Origin of the sequence: Methanosarcina sp. (assembly GCF_049706645.1) — an archaeon.
Classification (GTDB): domain Archaea; phylum Halobacteriota; class Methanosarcinia; order Methanosarcinales; family Methanosarcinaceae; genus Methanosarcina.
Window position 1 is genome coordinate 18,799 of sequence record NZ_JBNAKP010000029.1, and the last position, 24,750, is coordinate 43,548.

The window sequence follows — 24,750 nt, forward strand, 5'->3', positions numbered from 1 at the left end:
AAGTTTGTATACGTATATTTTCATTATTTTTCATTATCTTTGATTTACCTTTTAGTCTTTTACACTACTATCTCACCGAAGTGAGAGTTTACTATATCAAGATCTGCGGTATCAACTATCCCATCCTGGTTTACATCCCATTTAGGATAGGGTTCTTTTGTAATGGTTCCAAACTTCCTGGAGACCATTGTTACATCTCTGATATCTACCACCCCATCCTGATTAACATCCCAGCGCGGATAGCTGTCAGTGATAAATATAGTATTGATTTCCTTTACCTCTTCAATCCCATCGCTTACAATCAGTTCTATCGTGTGGCTCCCACTGCTTGAGTAATTTGTGTTCCAGACGCAGCCTGGGGAGCTACTGTATACGGTTCCATCGATTTTGATTACATAACTCAAAACCTGATCCTCGGAATCGGATGCGTTCACTGCAATCGTTATATTTTCCCCTTCATTAAAGACAGACCCATTCGCAGGCTTAAAGGATATAATGGAGGGTGCATTATTTGACGGTATCACAGTAATTCCTGCATTTTCTGAATCGTTCAGGTAACCGTCACTTACCTCAAAGGTAACTGTATAAGTGCCTGCCTGCCCTTTCGATGGAATCCAGGTGAATATGCCAGTTTCCGGGTCAAAATCAGCACCTTCAGGAAGGCCTGAGGCTGAGAAAGCCAGTACATCCCCATCTTCATCGTTTGCATTTACCCTGAAAGTAAGGTTTTCAGTCTCGTTAACTGATTTGGAACCAATCAAGTCCATCTCAGGCGCAGTGTCGATCAAAAAAGTAGAATTCATTATAGAGTTCGGCACGCGGCTAGAATTAGTATCACTGATTATTACATTCGAAAGGTTGAATTCTGCAACACCGGTACTGTTGCTTGCAGTCAAATTGAGTACTGCCAGTGTGCCAGGCGCAGAAACATTTAATTCGCCAAGGATTGAACCGTAAACGTGCCTGATAAGCCCGTAACTGCCGGAAACCGTCCCATTGATGAAATATATGCCGGCACCGTTCTGGCTTAAGAGGTTACCTTCGTTAATCGCATCCACTCTTACCATCGAATCCTTGAAAGACAGGTCAAACTGAGCCCCTGATATGGTTGTTCCTGGCTCAATCCGGATTTCGAGTGTAAATGGCTCTCCGGGGCTTACTACCTGATATTCGGGATCTACTCTGACGATGGACTCATTCTGAGGCTCAGGTGAGCCAGTTACATCCACGATCCAGACATGCAGAATTTGCTCTCCACCTGTGGAGCCGCTGAAAGTAACATTATATGTTCCGGGTGTGTTCCAGTTCTGAGTTATGGACGCATTTCCACTGCTGGCCAGTTCTCCATCTACGAACCAGTTTGAATCAAGAAGCTGATCCGAAATCACATTAAAGATTACTAGTTCACCGGTGTTTCTAGTAAGTGCAGTACTTTCAGGAAGGAATTCTGTGATAGATGTCTGGTTATCATCAGGAGTTTGATTATCATCTGATTCATTGCCACCGAATTTTTTTCCGATCTCCCAGACCTGGCTGACATTTCCATCTTCATTTTTGCCGCTGAATCTAATTTCGTGGTAGCCTTCAGTCACAATCCAGGTATAATTCAAAGTCCCACTAGCTAGAGGATCCCCATCAACAGTCCAGTTAATTTCTGTCAGATTCTCATCTGTCCAGACCCTGAAGATTTTCTCCTCTCCGGGTTCGAACGGGTTATCTTCACTAGGTGCAAATCCGGTTATATGTGGGACGGTTGAATTGTCAGGAATTATTGCTGTGATGGTATACTCACTTGACAAAGGATTTTCTCTATACCAATTTGAATCAGGGTCCACATCTTGAATATAGAATGGTTCTGAGTCAGGAGGACTTACTTTGAGACTGTATCGAATTGATTCCTTCGACTGTACACCCACTTCATTAGTCCAAACTTTATCAGTAAGAACTATTGTGTTATTCACATCTTCAGAAGGTAAAGATGTTCTCCCGTCCGCATTTGTTGTAGCAGCTCCAAGTGGATAAGCATTAAACCACCTGTAAAATGCGCCTCCAGAGTATTTTATATTGTAGGCAGGATATGCACCTGAACCATCTATACCTGGACCATAATCACCATCATTCACTGCAGCAGTCCAATTATATATGTTTTCAGCCCTGTAAGTCTCATTTGATGCAATGAAATTGATTGAAGCACCTTCTACAGGATATTCAGAAGAATCCTTTACTACTATGTCAGCATAATACCTGGTTTTTATTTTGGCTCTGTCAGTTTCCACGGTGAAATTTGATTCATTGAATTTACAATTGAGCAATGAGAGGCTTACATTCTCCCAAGGATCATTATACCAATTAAACTCCCAATAGGCATATGCCTTTTTAGCAGTTACATTAACGTTTGAGAAATCACAATCTTTGATGATAGTATCATTAAACTGGAATTCTCCACCTATAACTTTTAGATCAATTGGAATTTTTGGGTTTACAAACGAAATATTTCTAATTGAGTAGGCTGCAAGGTCCTCTCGAGGAACAAACCAGAAAGACTTGTTACCTACAGACTGAATCTTCTTCTGCTGAAAATGAGTTTCTGCAAATGAAGCATAATCTCCAAATTCAGAACGGCTCATATTTGAAAATATTGTATCGTTTATGCGAACTTCATGAGCTCCGTCTATGTATAAATTGCATGTATTATTGATTGTAGAATTTTCAATGATGAAACGTCCTCTAAAACTCCAAGCGGGTACACCTCCCTGCGTGAAATTATGACGGGGATCCTCCATCTCATGTTCTGGATTATCTACAGCCATGTTTGCAGAACTTGTGATGTCCCAAATTAGGGGATTATTGGCATTAGTTGTAACCGTAGAATTTTGAACTCTAAAAACTACAGCAGGATATAAATTTATAAATTTTGATCCAGTAGATGTATCGAATATCAACGTCTCATTTGTGATGTTTAACTCTGCTCCAGCTTTTACAAATAGATTCGTTTTTAGGGTTGCTGTTCTTGTATTATCGTCATAAGTCATTAAAGAGGCGTTGTTTATTCCGTCAGAAATCTGTTTAAGCGTTAACCCTCTACCAAAAACGATTACCCCATTATCCAATAGAGGAATTTCTGTATTAGTTATGGTTGTATTACATTGCCAGAGATAAGGATACTGCCCATATCTGATCTCAGTTTCAGGGTAGATATACTTATTCTTATATATCTCAACATTATCCATCCTTATCCTGCCATCTGCTTGCATATAAAGACGGTTAATCTCTTCAAGAGCATCCGGCGCATGTAATGTCGATTTTTGAAGAAGTGAATCATTTTCATAGAGATAAATCCAATCGTCAGGAGTTCTGACTATCGTGAATGAGTACCAGCAGTTCATTTTTAATCTGTGAGCGCCAGGTGCTTGACCTATACACCGCCTTGATATCGGGATATATTGCGCCTGCGTGCCATGTATCCCTTTTGTAGCCAAATAGCTATTTACAGAAAAATAATCATGACAGTTATCGTTCTGAAGCACACAATTTATGTACTGATCTTTTGCGTCCCACAATTTGAATTCTGGATTCTGTGCCCATTCTCCATAATATAGTTTATATTTAAATGTGCCGTAACTCGTATTGAGTATGGTTTGAAGTTTGGTTGTTGAATCAGTCCCGCTTAAATATCCATTTGAAATAACATTTTGAGTAGGGGAATAATAATATGGGAATTCTCTTCCCCATGGATCTTTAATATAACCAGATCTAAATCTGTTATCAATATCAATAAACGAATCGAGGAAATCAGGGGCTTGGTCAATTGTCAATCCAGATATTAGCCATTCGCGAGTTACTTTAGAACCATTTATATAGTTCCCTTCAACTCTTACTTCCCAAATTCCTGTAGATGGGTAGGATCCATCGAAAGAAGGTACAGTAAAATTAAATGAATCAATACTTTCTGGCTGCACCGTTTTGTTTACATACCAGGAATAGTTCGAAATATTTACGGAATCTGGAGCAGAAATATTGAATTTTATAATATCTCCTGTGTTCACTAGGAATGCTTTGGAGTCGTTATTTGTATAATTATTCCAGTTAATATCAGTTGGACGTGTTGAAGTACGAATTTCCAAGTATGGTCTATAGTTTGAATTTCCTTCTTTCGCTACCCAGTCATCATTATATCCCCATCCACCTCTGAGCCAGAAAGTATAATTTGCAGGATCTTTTACAACTGAGCTTACATTCAGTATAATCCACTGGTTATTTATTGGTAAAGATGCACTAGCAATGGGATCGCCTTTATCCACATGGCCTGGTTGATTACTCCATGTAATTGTATTTTCACTCCAGTCAGATGTAGCTTTACGAACCTCAACATACCCAGCATTTTTATACCCCCCGTCAGTATATATATGAAGATATGCTTCTCCGGCGTATTCTGGAACATTGAATTTTAAAAATGGATATTTATTGTTTCCATTTCCCCACATTGAGTACAGGTGCGTATCGCTACCATAATTTAGATTTGGATTTGTCTCGTCTATGTAGGCATCTTCAGATACAGTCAGGTTTTGACTAATAGCATTGACTGGACAAATTGAGAGTAGAATTATTAAAAAAGTTACACTTAAAAGTCTAAATTTTGCCACTATACCCCCCCGTTGATATTTATACTGTATTAAGGAATTCTGCAAATCCTTAATATTTTTCCACTTTTATAAATCTAAAACACTCAAGAGAGCGCGGAAAATAATTTTTATACAAATTTTAGAAGCTAGCCCTGAAAATTTGTAAAGAGAGTCCCTAAAGTTCAGTAAATTTGCAGATTTACCTCGCTAATTTACTTCAATAAGTTAGCGGCACAAGAACTTACGAGATTTAAAAAATTAAATGCAATATGCTTATAGTTTAAGAATAAACTCTAGACAGTTTAACATATTGCTATGGCTTCTCTATGAATAGTGTAAGCTCTAGGCCTTAAAGTGAAGTATTCTGGTTTAAAATAACTCCCCATTTATTAAATAGAAGACGACACATATATTAGTTTTTGAATATGTTTTATTGTTGGTATTATAACACTCTATTAATCGTAGAAAAATCGCTTCTTTTACTATTTCTCGAAGATATTTCTACCTTTCTGGGGGTAAAAATTATGGATTTCGCATTTGACAATAGCTGATCTTCTCCTGTTCAGTCATTGGAAACCGGTCCCAAAATGATGTGTAATCCTTGGTATAGGCTCTTGTTATTCAAAGTGACAGTTTAAAATCGTTTTCTAAAAGTAGCAGTGTAAAAAATAGTTACAAACTCAGTATGATTTCTCACGCAATTAATCGAAACTATCTATTTGGATTTTCAACTTGCAAGAAGCAGTGAAAACCCTTATAGATCTCTCATTCTCAGGCTGAATAATTATGAGATTCCAGCTATTAAGCAGCCTGTATAAGATAATTTCCTTGTTTACTCCCAAATCCTCTCATATACCTGTTTTTTTCGGATACATACATAATAGTAAAAACACTTTCTTAATAAATTATTATTCCAGTGAGTTTCAATAAGTCCCTTGCTATCAATACCTATACGCGCTGCATGCGTAAACACTCCTTTTGGTATTTTTCTACCAATTTGAGTTTTATAAATTTTTAAATTTGCTAATTTACCATGCAACATAGAGGTTATATCAATACTACAGGGTTTTAATCTAGGACTTATTTTAAAAGCTTTATTTTTTATCTGCTCCAGTGTTAATAATGAAGCGTAGGGTACATCTTCATAGTAGGAGATCTTTATGTTATTTTCCTGGCATATCGAGGAACAGGCTTCAAAAATAATTAAGTGGTCAATATTATTTCCTAAGGACATTGGAGAGACAACTACAGCATCAGGAGACGATTTTATGAGCTTTAACAAGCTATGATAAACATCTTCGTATATAGGATCTGAGAATGGATCTGAGTTTCCGAATATGTCTTCATAAGATGTCTTTCCTCTGAGAGGAGCTTCTGGGAAGTGAAAGCTTTCGTATCTGATTCCTATTTTTTTCGTAAATTCAATATCTTCTAAACGTCTTATTCTTGTAATCTCTTCAGGATCAATTAATTTAAGACGAGGTGAAAAACTAGATCTCATAAAAACAGTTACTAAAACAACAGGTTTTTCAAAATAGTTTTTTAGCAATGCGCCTCCAAGTGAATATGCTATATCATCCGAATGTGGGGAGATTAATATGGTCTTTATATTAGTATCCATAATTTTCACTGATAGATTTTGCATTCGTACATGTTGATAATCAATAATTAATCCAAAAGTGCTTGATTTTATGAACCTTTTCATAAATGGAGTTTGCTGATTGAACATAATACCTAGCGTTAGATCTCAAAGTGTTTAAAATAAACTAAGCACTCTCTATTTTTTTTACTTATACTCAAGTACTGCTAATCCTATATCATAATCTGTGCTTCCAGATTACTTTTTAACCTTTTAATTTTTAAACAAACCTTAGCAGATAGTGGTTAAAATCAATACACAGTCTTATGAGATAATACCTTTTAAGTAGCTTGAAAACTTATGTTATTTATTCATACAAGATTTTGTAAACTCTATTGAAGAGAAATCATATAAAAGGTATAATAAAGTCCTGTTTAACTTTGAGATTTAATCTTATTTATTTTCCACTTCAAATTCTAATTCCATAAGTACATGCTCTAAACAATAAGCTTTGTTCATTCAATTCTCCTCAGAATAAAACTAGGCATTTATATTTAATACTGGCTTTTAACGAATAAGTAAGTTTTACAATATCTGTAATAGAATAGCGGGGTAATAATATCAATCTACGTGGGTATTTCTTTAAGTTTTTGTCTACAAAGACGTGTGCCCATAGATATGTTATGAGAGTAATTATTGAAAATAATACAAATAACTTAGATTCAAGCAGGAAAGCACTAAAGCATAAAAAAGCGGAAATTATATAAATTGGGCTTTTATTGAAAAAATGGCCTAATATTAACTTATCATCTTTCATATGTTCTGGATGTTTACTATACATTAAAACCCAGTATTCTATATGCTTAAGATGGTTTAAATATGAAATTATTGATGCGCAGTGAATTTTATGATTTACATGAATAGACGGTTCAAATAGAATAGGTCCTTTCTTTTTTACTCTCCAACCTAATTCAATATCTTCCCAGTATCGCATATCTGTATCGAATAAACCAACCTCTAGTAATATATCTTTTTTATAAAATGTAGTTGATGTCACATAAGATCCAGTGTCACTTAAAATATCTACTCTACGCGCTATCGTAAATTTTTTGTTTTTACAATCTCCTACTGTTGTAACGGTTCCGGATACGCCACAAATTTCTTTATGTTTTTTGAAACAATCTACTGCAGTTTCAATCCAGTTTTTCGAAACAACACAATCATCATCAGTAAATCCTATCATCTTACCTACTGAATGATTAATACCTGCATTTCGTACTTTACCAGGTCCTTTAATTTTGCTCTTTACTTTAATATACCTTAAATTATGCTGTGAGTTCTGCATTAACCCCTTTACTACTTCTTCAGTATCATCACTGCTATTGTCATCACATACTATTATCTCAAACTTATTAGCTGAGTATGTTTGTGCAAAAAGAGACTCCAAAGTTTCTCTTAATAAATTTGATCTGTTGTAAGTTGGAATAACAACACTTACTTCAATATCTTGCATAAGGTCACAATAGCAATTAATCTATTTAGGTATTATGTAATTATATGGATATATGTGATGTTTCTCATATCAAATAGTATAAATATATAAATAATTAAATATAAAAAATTTCTGGAATACGCAGATAATTCATTTTAACAAATCTTTATACAGGTCTGTATAACTGTGCGTGCTTTTATCAATTGAAAAATTTCTGGTAACATGTTCTCTAGCAGCTTTTGTGGAACTGTCACTATTTTCCAAGCATTCTACAATTTTTTCAGACAACGCCTGAGAGCTTTCTGAAATTACGTTTGACTTGTCGTAAAGTATCTCCTTGAGAGCTCCTGAATCAAATGCAATAACAGTCGTTTCTGTTGACATTGCTTCTGCTGCAACAAAACAGAAAGCTTCATCCGCTAAAGTTGGAATTACAACGCATGAGGAAATACTGTATATTTCTTCGATACGGTCTGTATTGCCTGTAAAAATAAAATTGTTTTCCAGATTTAGTTCTTTTATGTGCTCTTCTAAAGAGCTTCTTGACCCGTCTTCACCTACTAAAACGAATTTTGTTTTTGGAGCATTCCTTATTACTGCTGGTGCTGCGTTAATCAAACATTGGACACCTTTCTCTCTTCTTAAACTCACGCAGCTTACTACAAACTCATCTTTTATATTATACTTTTCTTTTACTTTTTCAATGTCTGGCACTTTTTGGAATCTTTCTGTGTTAATCCCGTTGTATATTACACTCAATTTCTCAGAATGTATGCCATATTCTTTACGATATTTATCTTTCACAAAATTGGATACGCAGATAATACTACTGATACCATAATTAAACAGCTTTGAGTTTGTGTAATAGTAAATTCTACGAATAGCTTTTTTAGAAAAAGCATTTGCTTTTTTATGTCCCATATGGTCAGTATATATTAATTTTATTCTTAAAAAAAAAGCTAAATAATTAACAATACTGTATACAGGATAGAAGTGAAAGTGGGCGATTTCAGGTCTTATTTCTTTTATTATTTTATGTAGAGAAAAAAAGTTAAAAATAGAAAATTTTGAAGGCTTAAATATATCTATCTCTGCCCCTTTTTTTAAAAGAATTTCTTCTATACTTTTAATAGGTTTATCCCTAAAGAGAATAACATGATTTATCTCATTTTCACGTAGCTTTTCAGTTAATGAGATCAGGAACTCTTCAAACGAACCACGCTTATTTGGAGATATATCGCAGACAGAAAGAATACATTTACTGGTATTTTTTTGAGACATACATCTACCTGACCGGTTTGTGTAAATTAATCTCCAATTATATCTCTATACAGTTTTATGTAGTGATTTATTACCTTATCCCAGGTATATTTCTCAGCAAATTTCTTCTGGCTTTGGATTACTTTTCTGTTGATTTTATTCTCAAAAATATAATGGAAGATATCAGCTACATTCCTTACATTCGGATCAAACGTGTTAAGGAGATCTTTTTCAGTTACGAAATCATAAATTCCGATATTCCTTGAGAAAAATACCGGGCAATTAGCCGATGCCAGTGCTTCAATTATTGAAAGAGGGAAATTATCCCAGATTGAAGGGTAGATTGCTCCATCAACTTTCATTAAGTATTCTTTAATCTCTTTTCTGTCTATGTTTCCTAAAAAAATTATGTTATTGTCTACTTTCAACGCTTTGGACAAATGCTGTAAATATTCTTTTTGTGATCCTTCTCCTGCAATATATAAAGTGATTCTAACAGGATTTTTTTTTTCAGATAAAAACTCATGAAGGCCCTTTATAAGCAGCTCAACCCCTTTTTCAGGGGACAGTCTACCGTGATAGAATATTTCACATTTATCTTCGGCTCTGTTTACCTTTTCTTGATTTTCCGAAAACCAGTAACTTTCAACAGCATTTGGTATTACTTCAATCGATCTGGTCCCATATTGGCTTATAATGCGATTTTTTAACGAATCCGAGTTTACTACAACCCTGTTAGCACTATTGAGTAAAGAAGGAATTAGTAAATAAGTAGGTATATTTGTAAGCCCTACTTTTCTCTCGGATTTATACCTTAAATCAACTTCATTACGTAAATCTCCGTGATAATTTAAAATTAACCTGTTATTTTTCAATTTAGCAAAAGAATGGAGAATAAATTTCGCGTTAGGAAATACAAAAGGGCTGACTGGAATATGGATTACATCCTCCTTGCCAATCCTAAAGGTTTCTTTAATAGTGAAAACTTCTATATCTTTAAATTTCTCTTTAAGATTATTTCTGTGCTCTGAATCCGTGTAAATAATTACCTCTTCAAAAGGTAAATGTTTTTGTTTAGTATATAAATTATCAAAAATATTTCTGCCTACGTTAGAAGGAGCACCATCTCTCACTGGATAATAATAAATTAACCTCATTTTATACTTCCTTTATTACAGGTATTTTCCAGATTGAAATGCGAGGCCCGTCAAGTATCAAATCGGATTCACTCTCCACGGCATTATCTACTGGCAGTTCCTGTTCTTTATCCTGTATGAAATAATCAAAGCCTTTTAGGTCGCTTGTCTTACTTCCTACATACTTTAACCACTCTACCCCCCCCATAAATGTTGTGCCTTCTTTAATAGAATACGGTCCATCCATATAGTATGTGAAGCTAAAAGCAGAATTATTTACCATGACAATATCATCTTCATCAATCCAGCCATAAGCCAGATTTGCAGGGTCCTGAGAAATAGTTATCGGATGTCCTTCTGATATTGCAAAAAATCTTCCTGTCTCGAAGCCTGAATCCAGTCCACGAGTATTCTCTGGAATATGATTTTTAGCCCATTTCCCGGAAGCATAGGTGCTTTCTTGCATGTACCAGTGAGTGTCTGAGCCTCCCATTCGATAATGGTTGAAAAAGCTTGAAAACGATACAAAAACAAGAATGGCTGCTATAACCCCCAGAGTAAGTAATTTATGATTGTTATTTGTGAGAGCCTTTAATAAATTACTATATGAAACACTTATTAAAAAAATAAAAACAATTATTAGAATGAAAGTCCCGTATATCTGTGAATAAAATGTTGGTGCAAGTAAAATTGCAGTTAGGCACATAAACATCTCTTCAAAACTTCTCTTTTTTAAAAATAGATACGCTAAACCACCTGGTACGAGAAGCATTAATGGTCCACTTTGTCTTATATTAGTGGTTACTGAATTAAGCACCCACATATACCTTGATCCAGATGTTATAAATAACCCGGAAAAGAAAGGATATATCAAACCTCCAATCAGAGCTAACATAAGTATATAGTTTAGGTATGGTTTTTCGAGAATGTCCGGTTTTGCTTTCTGAACAGTTTTAAGTGCTACGTATATCATACTAATTGGTACTATAAAAAAAGCATAGTGATGAGTCGAAAAAGTAAATACAAGAAATGCAAAATAAAGGATATATCTTTTAGTTTTAATATCTTCCTTCAATAGTACAAATAATGATAACGGGAGCAGGGCTATGAATTGTCCTCTTGTGCTTACTTCCCATGTAGTAAAAAGCATAAAGCCTGGAGCCAGAGAAAAAAACAGGCTCATTACGTACTTAAATAGAAAGTTATCGTAAATGCGCCCAGCGAAGAGATATGCTGTACACATTCCGAAAAGGCCTATCATTATACAAAATACTAAAATCGTTTCTTCCATCTCAATTCCCATTACCTGGGACATTCCTGAAAGAGTAAAAGGTACAGCGCTGGAGTAAGAGTCCGGGTAAAGTCCGAACATGGATAGCCAGTGTATCCACCATTTTGCGGAACCAAATGTTGATAGCGAATTTGCTAAAGTATGTATGAAAAAAGAATCGTAACCTTTTTCATGAGGTATGCTGGGAATTCTGATTATAATATTCAGTATTACCATTAATCCGATAAGCAAAGCCCTGGTTCTTCTATCCGGGTCATACTGGATATTAAATTTTGAACTTGAATTTACCTGCATAGTACCTTCCAACTTCAAGATGTTTATTCCGATAGTATTTTCTTACTTCCGGGATGTCGAGTTTCTTTCGAATTCTTACAATTCCGTTTATATATCCCTTTAAGTAAGCAAGCCCGATATATGAGGGACTGGTTAAGCTGTATTTCATGAATTTGAAAATAATAAATATAGGATGATAGTCCCTGTAATAATCAGACTCCCCTTTAGTTTTATATCCCTTCCATAAGCCTTCAGCGCTGCTGGTTCTTCGCGTTTGGATTCCCACGATGTCATCAAATCTTTTCGTTTCCCATCCGCGTAAAATCGCCTGGACATTTGATACGGAGTCGGGGGAATAGCTTATTGGGAAACCGTCTGTTTCTATAAAACATTTCTTCCTCCAGACTCTCAAGCCGCCGATTGGAAGATTTTCCCTGCCCGTTTCACTAACCAGTTTCTCTTTATCGTAATATGCTGCAGTTCCGCTGGCAATGCCCAGGCGAGGTTCTTTTTCAAACCTGTTTATTATCTTTTCAAAAAAGTCATTCTCTAAAATCATGTCAGCGTCAATTAAGCCTATATATTCAAAAGGAATATTCTCGACAGAGCTTATCTCTAAAGCCGATGACAATCCCTGGCTGACGACTCTTGCATAGTGGAAACCAAGGTCCCTTTTAGTTCCTTGATTTGTAATTATACGAATCCAGCTATGTTTTGCTTCAAGGTCACTTAAAATTTCGGGAGATCTATCCGTACTGCTATCATCTACTATAACCCAGAGTTCTGGTGTTACTGTTTGATTGATCACAGATTCTGCAAACTTCTGCAGAGATTCCTCTTCGTTTTTACAGGGAGTTGCCATAACATAGTTATATTTTGTAGTCTTTTTTCTCCCCATTTTTCTCAAACCTTCTTTTTATGTTATTTTTTTCATAATACTAAGTGGTTTTAGAACTTTTTTCATCAAGTAAGCTGTTATATTATTAATTATATCTTTTGGCACTATTATATGCTTCAACAGTCTCAACAATAAACTCGGCTACATCTATTTTCTCACTTAGCATCTTCTTTCTTTTAAGGAACCACTCATTTCTACAGGATTCATTTCCCAGTATTTCAGCCGCCTTTTTTAAAGCTTCATTCTTTCTTTGAATTGTGTATGCAAGTCCGTATTTTTTCTCAAGTTCGTTCAAATACCCTCTTTGAGTATTTGAAACATAAATCGAAGGCACGCCCAGGATGGCTGCCTCTGAAGCCATTGTAGCGCCTTCCCCGATGCACAGGGAGGAATATGAGATTAAGTCGTGGAGGTCTTTCGGATCTATCGGTATCTGATAGTTTTTTATTGTCTGCCACTCTCGGGTCTCGGAGGAAATTATTACTCTTCCGTACTTTTCCAGCTCATTTACGTATTCAAGTAAATCTTCTTCGGTTTTGAAATTCAGTCCTGTTGCATTTATATCGTGATGGGCTGCAAGAGCTGACAGGCGAAGTATAATGTACTCATCCAGGCCATACTTTTTCGGAATTTCCGGATTTGGCTTGAAATATTTTGGATGTAAATACGCTAACTCGTAATACCCGTTAAACCGTTCCTGCTTTGGCCCGAGATCCGTATAGAAGCTTGAAGATGTATACACTTTATCCGTGAAAGGTAACATTAATTTTATAGCAAACGTTGCAATTTCAGTATCTATATATGCGAGATGTGGCTTCCCGAGTAATCGGCTAACGTGCGCTGCATAGGGAGAACCGGGACTTATGAACAGGTCCGGTTGATATTTTTTTGCGATATTGTAGAGCCATAAATCGTTGTGTGCGATTCCCAGTACTTTTCCAGCGATATTTTTATAGTATGGTCCGAATTCACAATCAAACCCATACTCCGCTAGTATCCTCTTTGTATTCTCTTTGGCTCTCCCTACAATTTTGACTTCGTGGCCTTTACTCTGGAGTGCAAAGATTACGTTTTTGAAGACGTTGATGTCTTTTGGGTGCCCTATATCTATAATTATTCTCAAGACATCAACACCTCATTTATCTTTTTAGCAGGAACTCCTGCAACAATTGTGTATGGAGCCACATCTTTTGTTACAACCGCACCTGCGCCAACAACCGAGCCCTCTCCTATCGTAATGTTTGGTAAAATAATGGCTCCCGCTCCTATCCATGCGTCGTCCTTTATCTGGATAATCCCATGTTCGGTCTTTACGTAAGGTTTAATTCTTGAAAAATTGGGCTCTGAAGAAGCTACAAGAATGACTCCAGGTGAAATGGCGACACGGGAACCTATGATTATATTGTTTTGATCTGACAGTTTGTCAACGATTATTAACTTCTCCCCAATATAGACCTCGTTTCCGATTATGTAAGATGCAGCTCGATATAATCCCACTCTGAGACCATTCACTGGCATAGAGGGTGCGAGAAGTTTCAGTACTTTTTTGGTCGCCTTTCTAAACTGATTCATTTTAAAACCTGAAGCTGTTAATCCGGTCCTCAGTCTATATAAGGACAGCACTTTACAGCGGCTGCTATTTTTTTTAGTCCCGTTTGATGAAGTGTGTAATGATTTGGTATTGTAATTATAGTATCCGAAATTGCTTCTGTAAATGGGCAGTCGCCAGCATAACCATAATTATGCTTTGCAATTTTTGGGGTTAAACTGAAAAGTTTTGTAGTATCGACACTCTGTTTTCTTAAATAAGTGCTCACCTCATCACGATTTTTTACTGTAAGAGGGAATAAATAGTAATTACAGTACACATTTTTCCCTTCAAATGGCAAAAATAAAGAACTGTCCTTCAACTCATCAAGCAAGAAAAATGAGTTCTTTCTCTGTATCTCAACTTTATCTCTAAAATCTCTTAGTTTCTTCGATGTTACACCTGTATAAGCTTTATATTCTGCTGTCATCTCTGAGCTTTTTTTAGTCATAAGGTCAACTTTGTTTTCCAGCATCAAACCAACAGGTAAACCAACAAGTCCGAACCAGGGCTTGTGGTAAAATAGTGCTCTCATATACGCTATGGAAGCGTGCTTAAATTCATCTGAAACAGGTGGCTTATTTAAAAGGCCCATTTCCTTTCTGATATTTTTTGTAAATGAACGGTTATTTACAACCAGTAAGCCTCCCCCACCTGCAGAGAGATACTTTGCAAGGCTGAAAATTGCCATATCTCCTATTGTTCCCGTAATTTTCCCTTTGTACTCGCTCAATAAGGAATGTGAGCAGTCTTCAATCAGAGGGAGCTTTCCTGCAATTTTTTTAATTTTATCCATTTCTGCAGGTCGGCCAAAGGTATGTATAACCACCAGAGCACTCAATTCGTCGACTTTATTTTTCAGATCTTCCGGATCCATTGTGTAATTGTCATTTATATCGATAAATCTGGGAGTATGCCCGGCATTGATTATAGCATCAAATACGACTGTGCAGCAATATAGAGGGACACCGATTTTTGACTTTGGAGGCAGATTCAGGGATTTAAGTATTACATACAGAGCTGTCCTTCCGTAATTCGTAAAGAAAAAGTCTTTCTGTCCAAAAGTTGAGTGTAGAGCCTCCAGATCACATTCTTCTTTAAAAATAGATTTGATGCTGGTAGAGAAGTCAGTTAAGGTATAATCAAAGTTAAATCTCGGAATTAAGAAGGGGTCTGGCCTCATATTCAGCACTCACACTAAAGCTTTCTATTTTATCCGACATGTTTTAAGAGATGCGGTCCCAATATTTTTAATACAGGAACGGGTGCTTTTTTCCAGCAGTTGGTGACAAGACTAACTTTGAAAGAATCCCTATTTTGAGAAATTAACTTAGGTTGCTTTGGATAGTAATAGTACGGAATTTTGTAGTTCTGGCAACCCCATTTGCTCTTGAATTTTAGCAAAGTCTCGTTATCAGGCTCGGTTCTCCCGAAATCAAAGTACTTGTAACCGTTTTTACATGCCCATTCTATTGCTTTCCAGTAAAGCAGGTTATTTGGCATATGGGACTTGTAGTCATCATCGGAAGCAATGTACGCAGGCATCACCGTGTCTTTAAAAGCGTAAAACATGAGAGCTGAAACTATCCTGTTATCATACTCGGCAACCCATAATTTTACCACATCCTCGGGTCCGAATTCTTCCATTATTCTTTTAAAAAACTGAAATGAAGGAGCAGGCGAACCATGCTTTTGTCGGGTTTTGACCTTTAAATCATGTAAAATCTTGATATCTTCATAACCCGTTTCTGTCCGGATTGTTACGTCATCTCTTACAGCTTTTCTTACTGCCCATTTTGTTCTTCTAGCATCCATATTGAACCAGATTACTTCAGGGTCTTCCGTGAGATTCAATACACTGGTGTAATAAAACTTACTTTCGATTAACTGACTTTGTTTGATGGATTCGTCCGGAAGAGATGCTCCCATTTTTAACTCCAGATATTCGCATTTTAGATTTTCCGCTAATTTTTTTGCCTCACTGGTCAACAAAGTGAGGGAATTGTCTGAGTTTGCAACCGGGCCGCAGTTGTAGGAGAAAGGTAGAGAGACAATTCTATTGCCAGTGATCAAGCTTTTAATCTGAAACAGTGGAAGGACCCCACAAATTTCCGATCCGTCAATTGCCAGTAAGTAGTGGGACTTGAATCCATACTCTTCTTCTATAATTTTCTTCCACTTTAAAGTGTGCCATATCCCTGCACTGTTTGGGTGAGATACAAATTCTTCCCACTTAGTCTCATTTTTGTCAGTTAAAAGTTCAACTTTAATAGTCATCAGTACCCCACATTAGTGAGCTATTCTCTTTTCTCCTTGAACGTTCCTGTACCACACAATTCCCGCCTTCCCTACATTCTTTATGTTCTGGAAAACAAGTTCCTTTGTCCAGCTCCCAAGATCCTCACACCACCGGTTCGGGTGCACGAGCAGGCAGATCTGGGGAAGTTTCTGGCTCTCAACCAGGCGGATTACGTCATCCGTAGAAGCAATGGCTCTAAGGCCGGTAGCTGCAAGGGCTGAATCTCTCAGGTCTGAGCCTGGAACAATATGTCCTGTACCTGCGTTTGTTTCCGGCCTGTCAATAGTATCCTTTACCCGGATCTTTAAGTCTGCCCAGGTTCGGCCCGTGTCGGTCAGATAAAACACCCTGCTGTAATCTATCGAAAAATAAGGTTCTCCCTCGACTCCGAAGTCCCTGAAATCGTACTTTTTCCAGAGGTCCCGGTTCGACCAGGGTTTGAGTGGGTTTCCGTGCATGCAGACCGTGCGGATTTCCGTAACGCCTCTGGTAATTAGCCTGAGGTCTTCGAGTTCACGCTTGAAGATTTCGATTGCCTTTTCCGGGTCCCCGTTTGCTTTGTCCATCACTTCGTAGTGAAAGCCTATTTCGTGTCCCATTTTTGCGATCTGGAGAATGGCCTCGGGCTTAAGTGTCTCTTCCACGTGCCTGAAGTAATAGGTTGACCTGATGCCGTACCTGTATTCAAGTTTTGCCATTTCGAGGTTCCGGTCAACCGCACGGTCCACATCGTGCCTAAGGATAATGCATTTTTTCGGGGCGGCTTTCAGGAAACCGTGCACTGTACTTACCGTATAGTCCGTGCTTTTGATCACCTGTAAAAGAGACTCGTATTTTTTTAAGGTAAAATCTCTCACACTCTGCCCCCATACTCTTGTTTTTGCAGGAAAATCCCGTTATTTTTAATTCCTTTTTTAAATCACATATCGAAGCTACTTTGCTACTACATTTGCCTCTTTATTTGCCGCTATTTTTTACTGCATACTTTGAGCTGCGATTTTTTTAAGTCCCGTTCAGTCTCGTCACCCGCCAGACAGGTTCAAAACAGACTCAGATGCCGTAAATCATCTTCCTTATGAATTTTATAAATAGCCAATAGTTAAAATTAGTATATTTAGTTTGTGTTTTTGTACTAATAAATATTATAAAAGTCCTTTTTTTGAAAAAGTTATTATCTGGCCCTTTTTATACAAAATCTCTCCTGATATTTCAGGCGTGTCTCTCGCTCTTTTTGAGGATAAAATTTAAAAGGATTACACCAAAAAAGATACATAAGTATAAAAAGAGAGTTTTTGATGGTGAACGAAAACAGAAATCTTGTGCTTATTTTGCTTGTGCTCGCAATGTTTACAGGAATGACCATTCAATTTAACGAAGGTTCAATGCCTGTAGGATTTTTGATGCTTCTGGGTTCATTGTTCTTGCTGACACGGATTAATTTTAAAGACCTGAGCGACTCTGGTTTGCCAGAAGTGTCGAAGATTCGGCTTATCCTGGGAATCTTCATAGTACTCGCTGACCTGTACTGGAATTTCAAAACAGGAAGCGGATTTGGGACTTTGGACATCATGACTATCTTTTTTGGACTATCTCTTGTGGGCACACAGTTTTCCAGTATCGACATAGTCCGTGTTTCGAGATTCGGGACGTATATCTCATCCATTTTCGTTGTGCTGTATCTCATTTTCTATACACTTTTCGCGTTCTTAGATATTGATTTCATGAGCAATTTCGATCATTATTTCATACTCCTCCCAACCGTATGGGTGCTGGGGCTTGCAGGAATTCCTCTTGAGGTAATTGCTACGGAAACCCTCCGGATAAACGGTGTTGAAGACATGATTCTCACTATTGGTGGTCCGTGCTCAGGCCTTTACTCCATGTTTCTTCTAATCGGGATCGTTTTTGGGTACAGTAGAGTAAAAAAAATGGAGTTTGATACGACCTTAAAAATGCTTGGTCTCTGCATAGCTATTGCCTACGTCTCAAACCTTTTTCGGGTAATTATTCTTTATTTGACTGCTTACCTGTATGGTCAGGAAACAATGATGATAGTGCATACCCATATAGGCTGGATAATATTCGCAGGTGTAGCTGCCTTTATAATATATTTTATAGACTGCCGGAAATGAGTCGCTTCCGAGTTGCTGCTCCAGTCTTATCCCCCCGGTTCTGCCTCTGGAGGACGTGCACCTTTCACCCCTCTACGCTTCTCTCAAGAGGACTAAGAGGACTAAGAGGACTAATTCAGGAGCAAGAAAAAAACATTTCCTGAATAGCTCATTAGAGGCACTTACAGTATTTTTTTCACGCTTCTAAGGACTCAGAACGCTGCTTTTCAGGGGGCTTTCAGGAGGCTGGGCTGATTTAAGTGAGCTGAACATTGCTGTCAGCTTTTCTTCATGAGACGTTTGAAAATCTGTTTTGGGTTCAAAGAGGTTCTCTTCCTGGCTGACCGGGTAGAGCTGACATTGTGCCCTTTTTTGGGGGTTGACCGGGTAGAGTTCAGATAGTATCTTCTTCTTGAGAGGGCGGCAGTGGAGCACATTAGAAGAAGCACGGCTCCGATATACAAGCCTGCAATGATTCCGTTAAGCACGAAATTAAAGTCTTTTATGGCAAAGGTTATCAGGACGATAATTCCGAAAAGGAGTGATATATAAGAGATAAAGCTCGTTGCCATGGCAAGTTTCCAGCTCCTTAAATCGAAAAAGCCTGGCACTCTGGAATATTTACTTCTTGAGGCTTCTTTTTCTGCCTGGTTTGAGTTTTTCAGGATCTGCACGATTCGTTCTTCAATTCCTGGGTGTGTATCGAATAATGAGACAAAGAGGGATAGGTATCCTCTCATCTGATGGGTATGGGTACTGAAAAGGAGAAAATGTCCCGGATTTATCTTTCCTGTAACCGGTTGAAGTGGAATATAATTTTCAAGGAACTCAAGTGTTTTTATCAGGGCCTGCGGGTTTCCTGTGATTTTTATAGCTGTTTTGTCAGCTTCAAACTCTCGTTTCTCAGGGTCTGTAAGGTGTATTAGCACGGCTGCAGGAGGGGCAGCAAGGGAGGTTGCTATAAACCTGAAAAACCTCGGGGCTGGGTCCTCGGGCTGCCCGAAGCCCGAAAGCATGGAGCCCCACACTGCCAGATCCGGGAAAGACATTATCAGGCTTGCCAGGAATGCTGTAATCGTATTCAGATTCACATCCCCGTTTTTTATATGGCCGATTTCGTGCGCAAGCAAAGCTTCCATCTCAACGCCGTCGAACATCTCAAGCATGGCCGTTGAAACCGTAACAAAGGATTTACTTCCGCTTGCCACGGTAAAAATTACAGGCAATTCAGACTTAAAACTGAGTATCTCAGGTGTTTTTACTCCTGCCTTTCCGGAAAGCTCTTCAAGCACCGAATATAAAGGAGCCTTCTCACTTCGTTGAATCTTCTTTGCACCATACCATTTGAGAATCCACTTGCTGCCTCTGAAATATATGTAACTGTACAGAAGGGTTATCATGAAAGATAACCCCAGTATAACGAGAATATTTTCAGTTAGTGCCTCTAAAAGAATGGCAAGAACCGGAGAAAATTCAGTAGACCCGGATGCTCCAAATATATCCATTTTTCTATCCCCAGTAATCATCTGGTTTTTAGCAGAACTAATACTATTATCCTGTCACGACTTATTACTGTCTTAATATTCTATTGCTGTATGTGTTAAACCGTAAGCCCGGAAAAGTAAATAATTTACGAATTGAAATTTCCTGGAAGTTCCCTCAACAAAATTTCAGAAATCCTGTTTCTCGAACTCTTTCTGGAAATGACAATGTTCTACTTTTCCGGGATGCATTAAGCCAGAACCAGGACAAAAGCCTGACTCCTGCAAATTTTTGTCTTAACTGAAGTTTTTGTAAAAATTCATTTTATATAAAATATAGTCTTCACATAAAATTCTTCTCTAATCGCTCGGGTTTTCAGGCCTTTACCGGTATAATCCTATTATTATTCAAAACAATTATATCTCTTAATGAATTACCTCAATACAGGATGCCAGACTTCAAAAAATGTGTTTATGTAGACGATTTACTTGCGATAACTTTTTTTGCGTGTCTCGCAGCAGTTTTCGTACTTATAGTGCCCTTCAACGAAACTTTTTTCAAAATCCCTCTAGCGCTGTCTCTCTTTTTTTTCGTTCCCGGTTACGCTTTCATATCTGCGCTCTTTCCGGGAAATAAGGAGATCAGCGGGATAGAACGTTTCACATTAAGTGTGGGTTTCAGCCTCATACTTACGGTTTTTGACGGGTTTTTGATTAGCCTTCTCCCCTCAGGATATCGGCCAATCCCGATTGTAGTATCCATTGTCGGGATGACAGCGTTTTTCAGTATAATTGCGCTTTTTACCCGCAAGCTTCTGGACGAGGATGAACAATTCTCGTTTTCAATCCGGGAGTTCATACAAAGCCTCAAATCCGATGCGCCTCCGGAAACCCCTGAAACTGCAGACCGCAGCGAATCCGGAGATGAAAACCCCCTTTCTGCCGAACAAAGGCGTTTTCACAGGTCGCGAAGCAAGGTTAAAGCAAAGGGTTTAAGGTATCAGCCGCCCGAAGCCGGGGTCAAAAAGAAACCTTTGCCCCCGCAGATTGAAAAGGCTCTTATAATTGCCCTTATCGGGTCGATAATAATTTCAAGCGGAATGCTTGCATACGCCAAAATGACCCGGGAAAAAGAGACTTTTACCATGCTCTATCTCCTGGGGCCGGACGGAAAAGCCGAGGGCTATCCTGAAGAGAGCCTGCTTTATATCCCAATCGACATCACGGTAGGGATCGAAAACCATGAGCTTCGGGATGTGGTCTATGTCCTCCAGATGAGACTTGACGGAGAGGTCATCAAGGAACTGAATGTTCCCTTAACAAACGGGGAAACCTGGCAGAAGAATCTCACATATACGCGCCAGGAATTGAAGAATGGCAAATCCAAACTCGAGTTTGCGCTGTTTAAGCAAAAGCCGGATTACTTCCCTTACAGGTCTGTCCACCTTTACATAGAAAATAATAATAGCTTTAATCACTTGAACGACGAGAAATTTAGTAAAATTCCTTCACTTGAGAACGGAGAGATGGAATTCTCAACAGGCTGGAGTTTTACTTCAAATACCGAAGAAATTACAGGCTCATATTCAGGCGGCCTGGGAGTAAATTCTTCCTCTGCATACGGAATAAACAATTCCTATAACGGAAGCCTTTTCGATTCTCCGGAGCAGTCAGGTGAGATTTCCCAGAGCATAGAATGCGATGAAGAAACCATAACCGTGCTCTCGGCATATGTAAAAGATGACTTCAATTCAAGTTCTCAGGGAGCGGATGCTCAGGTAAAATATGTTGCTGTTAATGGGGAAATTATCTGGACTGACGGGATAAGTGAATCTGAAGACTGGCAGCACATCGAGGTTCCGGTTTCCCTGCAAGCTGGCCAGAACGTTCTGGCATTCGGTTTGAACCAGACTTCAGGAGAACTCGCACCTGTGCAGGTGCTCTGGGACAGCATTTCCTTTAAACCTGTTTCCGACCTTTCCGTTTACGTTTCGAGTTCCAACACGGTCGAAACAATCCCTCCGGAATCAACCGTGCTTGAACTTCCGGCCTTTACTAACAGTGCCAGCTTCAATGTTTCCTGGAACGGGACGGATGATGTCTCGGGAATAGCTTACTATTCCATAGACTCAAGTACGGACGGGGTTAACTGGGAGCCCTGGATTTCAAGGACTGCTGACACGTCATCGGTCTTTTCCGGAGCGCATAACCAGACCTATTACTTCCGTTCAAGAGCAGTAGACAATGCGGGCAATGAAGAACCCATACACGTCGGCCCGGATACGAAGACAAAAGTTTACACCGGGACTCCTGTAGTCACACTGGATATTTCTCCCAATCCGTGTAAAGGCGCTACAAGCTTTACTGTTACCTATCCAGTTCCTCTCAGCTCAGTCGTGTGCCATGTCAGCCGGGACGGCTTTGGGCCCGAAACCGGTGAACTGACATCTACGGACGGGGTCACCTGGACAGGCGGCTACATAACAAGGTATGGAAATCACTTCTATGTGGAAGCCATCTGTACGGACATCTACGGCAATACGATACCGGTGTTTGATGAAATTTTTGTCGACAATTCCCTGCCTGACTTCGAAATCGAGGCAAACCCGGATAACATTGATACCGGAGACATGGAGATTAAAGTCACTCCTTCAACCGCATTGAAAAGGGAACCTTCGGTATCAGTATCTGCGAATGAACAGGTCAATGTAACCTATGTATCATACTCGGAAGGCGACTACTATTACACAGCGGATATAAAATCAGAAATAGACGAAGGAGATCACAAAATCTCAGTAACGGGTACTGACCTGAACTCTGAATCAGTAGAAGGAAATACCACATTTGTAGTTGACCATCCTGATTGAGTTTAACAGGTCTTTGCCCCAGCCAGTTGCAGGCAATTTAAACAGGAAGCTTTGATGGTCTTGAGGACAGGAATTTTTTCCTGTCCTTCTTTCCTTCGTCCCTTTAATTCTCTACTTATTCTAATTCTTTATTCCTTTTGATTCTTTTTTTACATTTTACTTTATTTTTTATCTTTGATCTTACTTTGTTTTTTCACATCCCTTTGAATTTCATTCTTTCTTCGATATTTTACTTTCATCCTTCTTTTTTCATTTTTAATTTCCTTCTATTGAGTTGACTTTTTGAGTATCTAAATTTATAATTTAGGTATTTTAAAAATAACTGGGCAAACTGGGTATAAATTTATGGTATGATATTGGGTAGCTTTCGAAATATTAACAAAATATTTGCTTTAGGACGTTAGAAAGTTAAGGGGGCCCAGGTAATATTATATACGCATATTTGAGCAAAAATATAACACTTTATGCTTCATAAATCTAAAAAGAAGCTGCAAAAAAATCCTTAATTAAAATACTTGCATATAAAGAGTATATAAATGATGGCTTCGTAGAGGACTTTAACCCTGACCTCTCTCAACTCTAGCATCTAAGCTTTTATTTTTATCCATTTTTATTTATATTGTTGAATTAATGAAGGTGTATCTTATATTATATATTTAGCTTGCACATCCTTATATATTTCTTGATGGATATATCGTATGACATTATAAAATGCTTAATTTCAAAATTGGCCGTGGCCCATTAATATGTTGTTCTTTCTGAATGCTCCTTGCTCTCTCGGATATCTGCTTCCCTGACATGCACGTGTACAGAAACCTGGATGTACATAATGTAAGAAATGAGAAACAGACGTGAGTGTTTTAGTTTAGTGCTCGGAAAATAAACTCTTTTAGTGGACTCCCCCGAAATTAGGCACTTATATAGGTCGAGTTTAATCAACTTCCCAGAAAGTGGAGTAAAAAATCTGGAAAGTAGGGGTATAAATTATGAAAAAAATGCTATTGATATTAGTAAGCGGTTTATTAATACTTGGTATGGCCGGATCTGCAATGGCAGCCGGTGGTAGTATAGATATAGTGGATGTCGCTCATAATTCTTTAACCAAAAGTGCAATACTAATGGAAACTGATGACACAAAGGACATCTATCTGTCTATAAATTCTATTAGCCAAACATCTGATACTTTTACTGTGGGTATAACGAGGACAGATTCCGCAGGGACTCCTCACCTTAGTGCAAATCCTACTAGTCTGACTATCGATTATTTAATCCCTGGGCAAACAGTATATTCAACAACACCGATAGTATTAACGATGTATGGGGCTTCTATAGGAGAGACATATGAAGTTTCAGTTGACGGTACGGTTCTTTCAGTTCAGGCAGCTGCGGAAGTAACAACGGTTCCCGAGTTCCCAACTGTTGCCGCCCCCATTGCAGGCATAATCGGACTTCTTTTTGTATTCGGGCGTAGGAAAGATGGGCTGTGATTTTTCCAACCCTTCTTTTTTAATTTTTATTTCTCATTTTCCATCAGCCAACTATCATTTTTTGTTGGTAGAATCCTTTCACATTAAGTAATAAATCAATTTTTTAATTTACTTTTGTAATTTCTTCAAAGTAACCGGATTTACGGGGATAAGGCAGAAAGCCCACTCGCTTTAGCGGTGGGATGAATGCCGTCAACTCTTCCGATACTATTTTAGAACATACGCGAAGATTATATACGAACGCCACATATAATATACTGGTTATATGGAAATTAAAAACCATGGTAAACAGTATAAAAATATTAAGTATCTAGTCTACAGTTGCCAATATCATGTTATCTTCTGTCCAAAATACCGGAGGAAAGT

Annotated in this window: 16 protein-coding genes and 1 pseudogene; 4 read left to right on the top strand and 13 right to left on the bottom strand. The window is 38.1% G+C overall.

The genetic code is table 11. The annotated features are described in order from the left end of the window. Positions 1-59: 59 nt before the first annotated feature. The 12 genes from ACPK8D_RS11495 to ACPK8D_RS11550 form a co-directional block, all read right to left on the bottom strand. Positions 60-4,643, bottom strand: coding sequence for a DUF7594 domain-containing protein (locus tag ACPK8D_RS11495; RefSeq protein ID WP_424717993.1), 4,584 nt, complete (start codon positions 4,641-4,643; stop codon positions 60-62). Between the two features lie 811 nt (positions 4,644-5,454). Beyond that, entirely contained in the window at positions 5,455-6,243 is a 789-nt protein-coding gene (locus ACPK8D_RS11500; RefSeq protein ID WP_424717994.1) for a PIG-L deacetylase family protein, read from the bottom strand. A 487-nt stretch (positions 6,244-6,730) separates the two neighbouring features. Further along, positions 6,731-7,714 (bottom strand): glycosyltransferase, encoded by a 984-nt coding sequence (locus tag ACPK8D_RS11505; protein WP_424717995.1) that lies wholly within the window; start codon positions 7,712-7,714, stop codon positions 6,731-6,733. Positions 7,715-7,843: 129 nt separating this feature from the next. Continuing rightward, the gene (locus tag ACPK8D_RS11510) at positions 7,844-8,974 is read right to left on the bottom strand and encodes a glycosyltransferase family 4 protein (RefSeq protein WP_424717996.1); all 1,131 of its coding nucleotides are present in this window, start codon (positions 8,972-8,974) and stop codon (positions 7,844-7,846) included. Positions 8,975-9,000: 26 nt separating this feature from the next. Further along, positions 9,001-10,086 (bottom strand): glycosyltransferase family 4 protein, encoded by a 1,086-nt coding sequence (locus ACPK8D_RS11515; protein WP_424717997.1) that lies wholly within the window; start codon positions 10,084-10,086, stop codon positions 9,001-9,003. A 25-nt stretch (positions 10,087-10,111) separates the two neighbouring features. Next, a complete protein-coding gene (locus ACPK8D_RS11520; RefSeq protein WP_424717998.1) occupies positions 10,112-11,674 on the bottom strand; it encodes a hypothetical protein in 1,563 nt (520 codons plus the stop codon). Continuing rightward, positions 11,646-12,551 carry a glycosyltransferase gene (locus ACPK8D_RS11525; RefSeq protein ID WP_424717999.1) on the bottom strand — a complete coding sequence of 302 codons (906 nt, stop codon included), beginning with the start codon at positions 12,549-12,551 and terminating at the stop codon, positions 11,646-11,648. Before ACPK8D_RS11525 ends, ACPK8D_RS11520 begins: the two co-directional genes overlap by 29 nt. An 85-nt stretch (positions 12,552-12,636) precedes the next feature. Further along, the gene (locus ACPK8D_RS11530) at positions 12,637-13,674 is read right to left on the bottom strand and encodes a DUF354 domain-containing protein (RefSeq protein WP_424718000.1); all 1,038 of its coding nucleotides are present in this window, start codon (positions 13,672-13,674) and stop codon (positions 12,637-12,639) included. Next, complete coding sequence (locus tag ACPK8D_RS11535) at positions 13,671-14,069, bottom strand: acyltransferase (protein ID WP_424718001.1); 399 nt, start codon at positions 14,067-14,069, stop codon at positions 13,671-13,673. Before ACPK8D_RS11535 ends, ACPK8D_RS11530 begins: the two co-directional genes overlap by 4 nt. Before the next feature lie 83 nt (positions 14,070-14,152). Then, a complete protein-coding gene (locus ACPK8D_RS11540) occupies positions 14,153-15,322 on the bottom strand; it encodes a DegT/DnrJ/EryC1/StrS family aminotransferase (RefSeq protein ID WP_424718002.1) in 1,170 nt (389 codons plus the stop codon). A gap of 29 nt (positions 15,323-15,351) precedes the next feature. Next, on the bottom strand, positions 15,352-16,416 hold the full coding sequence (locus tag ACPK8D_RS11545; protein ID WP_424718003.1) for a GNAT family N-acetyltransferase: 1,065 nt from the start codon (positions 16,414-16,416) through the stop codon (positions 15,352-15,354). 12 nt (positions 16,417-16,428) lie between these two features. After that, positions 16,429-17,295 carry a hypothetical protein gene (locus tag ACPK8D_RS11550; protein WP_424718004.1) on the bottom strand — a complete coding sequence of 289 codons (867 nt, stop codon included), beginning with the start codon at positions 17,293-17,295 and terminating at the stop codon, positions 16,429-16,431. A gap of 438 nt (positions 17,296-17,733) precedes the next feature. Here ACPK8D_RS11550 and artC point away from each other — a divergent pair, with 438 nt between their 5' ends. Further along, complete coding sequence (gene artC / locus ACPK8D_RS11555) at positions 17,734-18,570, top strand: archaeosortase C (protein WP_424718005.1); 837 nt, start codon at positions 17,734-17,736, stop codon at positions 18,568-18,570. A 257-nt stretch (positions 18,571-18,827) separates the two neighbouring features. On the opposite strand, the gene ACPK8D_RS11560 is transcribed toward artC, so the two are convergent. After that, a complete protein-coding gene (locus ACPK8D_RS11560; protein WP_424718006.1) occupies positions 18,828-20,054 on the bottom strand; it encodes a M48 family metalloprotease in 1,227 nt (408 codons plus the stop codon). 425 nt (positions 20,055-20,479) lie between these two features. Between ACPK8D_RS11560 and ACPK8D_RS11565 the strand changes: the two genes are divergently transcribed. The 3 genes and pseudogenes from ACPK8D_RS11565 to ACPK8D_RS11575 form a co-directional block, all read left to right on the top strand. Further along, the gene (locus tag ACPK8D_RS11565; protein WP_424718007.1) at positions 20,480-22,897 is read left to right on the top strand and encodes a DUF1616 domain-containing protein; all 2,418 of its coding nucleotides are present in this window, start codon (positions 20,480-20,482) and stop codon (positions 22,895-22,897) included. A gap of 986 nt (positions 22,898-23,883) precedes the next feature. After that, entirely contained in the window at positions 23,884-24,384 is a 501-nt protein-coding gene (locus ACPK8D_RS11570; protein WP_424718008.1) for a PEF-CTERM sorting domain-containing protein, read from the top strand. Positions 24,385-24,649: 265 nt separating this feature from the next. Further along, positions 24,650-24,750 (top strand): annotated as a pseudogene (locus ACPK8D_RS11575) (IS200/IS605 family transposase); the annotation flags it as partial.

Excerpts from the sequence above, each read along its gene's own strand:
- ACPK8D_RS11520 (WP_424717998.1), bottom strand. The coding sequence starts at position 11,674 with ATGCAGGTAAATTCAAGTTCAAAATTTAATATCCAGTATGACCCGGAT.
- artC (WP_424718005.1), top strand. The coding sequence starts at position 17,734 with ATGGTGAACGAAAACAGAAATCTTGTGCTTATTTTGCTTGTGCTCGCA.
- ACPK8D_RS11565 (WP_424718007.1), top strand. The coding sequence starts at position 20,480 with ATGCCAGACTTCAAAAAATGTGTTTATGTAGACGATTTACTTGCGATA.
- ACPK8D_RS11545 (WP_424718003.1), bottom strand. The coding sequence starts at position 16,416 with ATGACTATTAAAGTTGAACTTTTAACTGACAAAAATGAGACTAAGTGG.
- ACPK8D_RS11535 (WP_424718001.1), bottom strand. The coding sequence starts at position 14,069 with ATGCCAGTGAATGGTCTCAGAGTGGGATTATATCGAGCTGCATCTTAC.
- ACPK8D_RS11500 (WP_424717994.1), bottom strand. The coding sequence starts at position 6,243 with ATGGATACTAATATAAAGACCATATTAATCTCCCCACATTCGGATGAT.
- ACPK8D_RS11505 (WP_424717995.1), bottom strand. The coding sequence starts at position 7,714 with ATGCAAGATATTGAAGTAAGTGTTGTTATTCCAACTTACAACAGATCA.
- ACPK8D_RS11510 (WP_424717996.1), bottom strand. The coding sequence starts at position 8,974 with ATGTCTCAAAAAAATACCAGTAAATGTATTCTTTCTGTCTGCGATATA.
- ACPK8D_RS11560 (WP_424718006.1), bottom strand. The coding sequence starts at position 20,054 with ATGGATATATTTGGAGCATCCGGGTCTACTGAATTTTCTCCGGTTCTT.
- ACPK8D_RS11540 (WP_424718002.1), bottom strand. The coding sequence starts at position 15,322 with ATGAGGCCAGACCCCTTCTTAATTCCGAGATTTAACTTTGATTATACC.
- ACPK8D_RS11525 (WP_424717999.1), bottom strand. The coding sequence starts at position 12,551 with ATGGGGAGAAAAAAGACTACAAAATATAACTATGTTATGGCAACTCCC.
- ACPK8D_RS11570 (WP_424718008.1), top strand. The coding sequence starts at position 23,884 with ATGAAAAAAATGCTATTGATATTAGTAAGCGGTTTATTAATACTTGGT.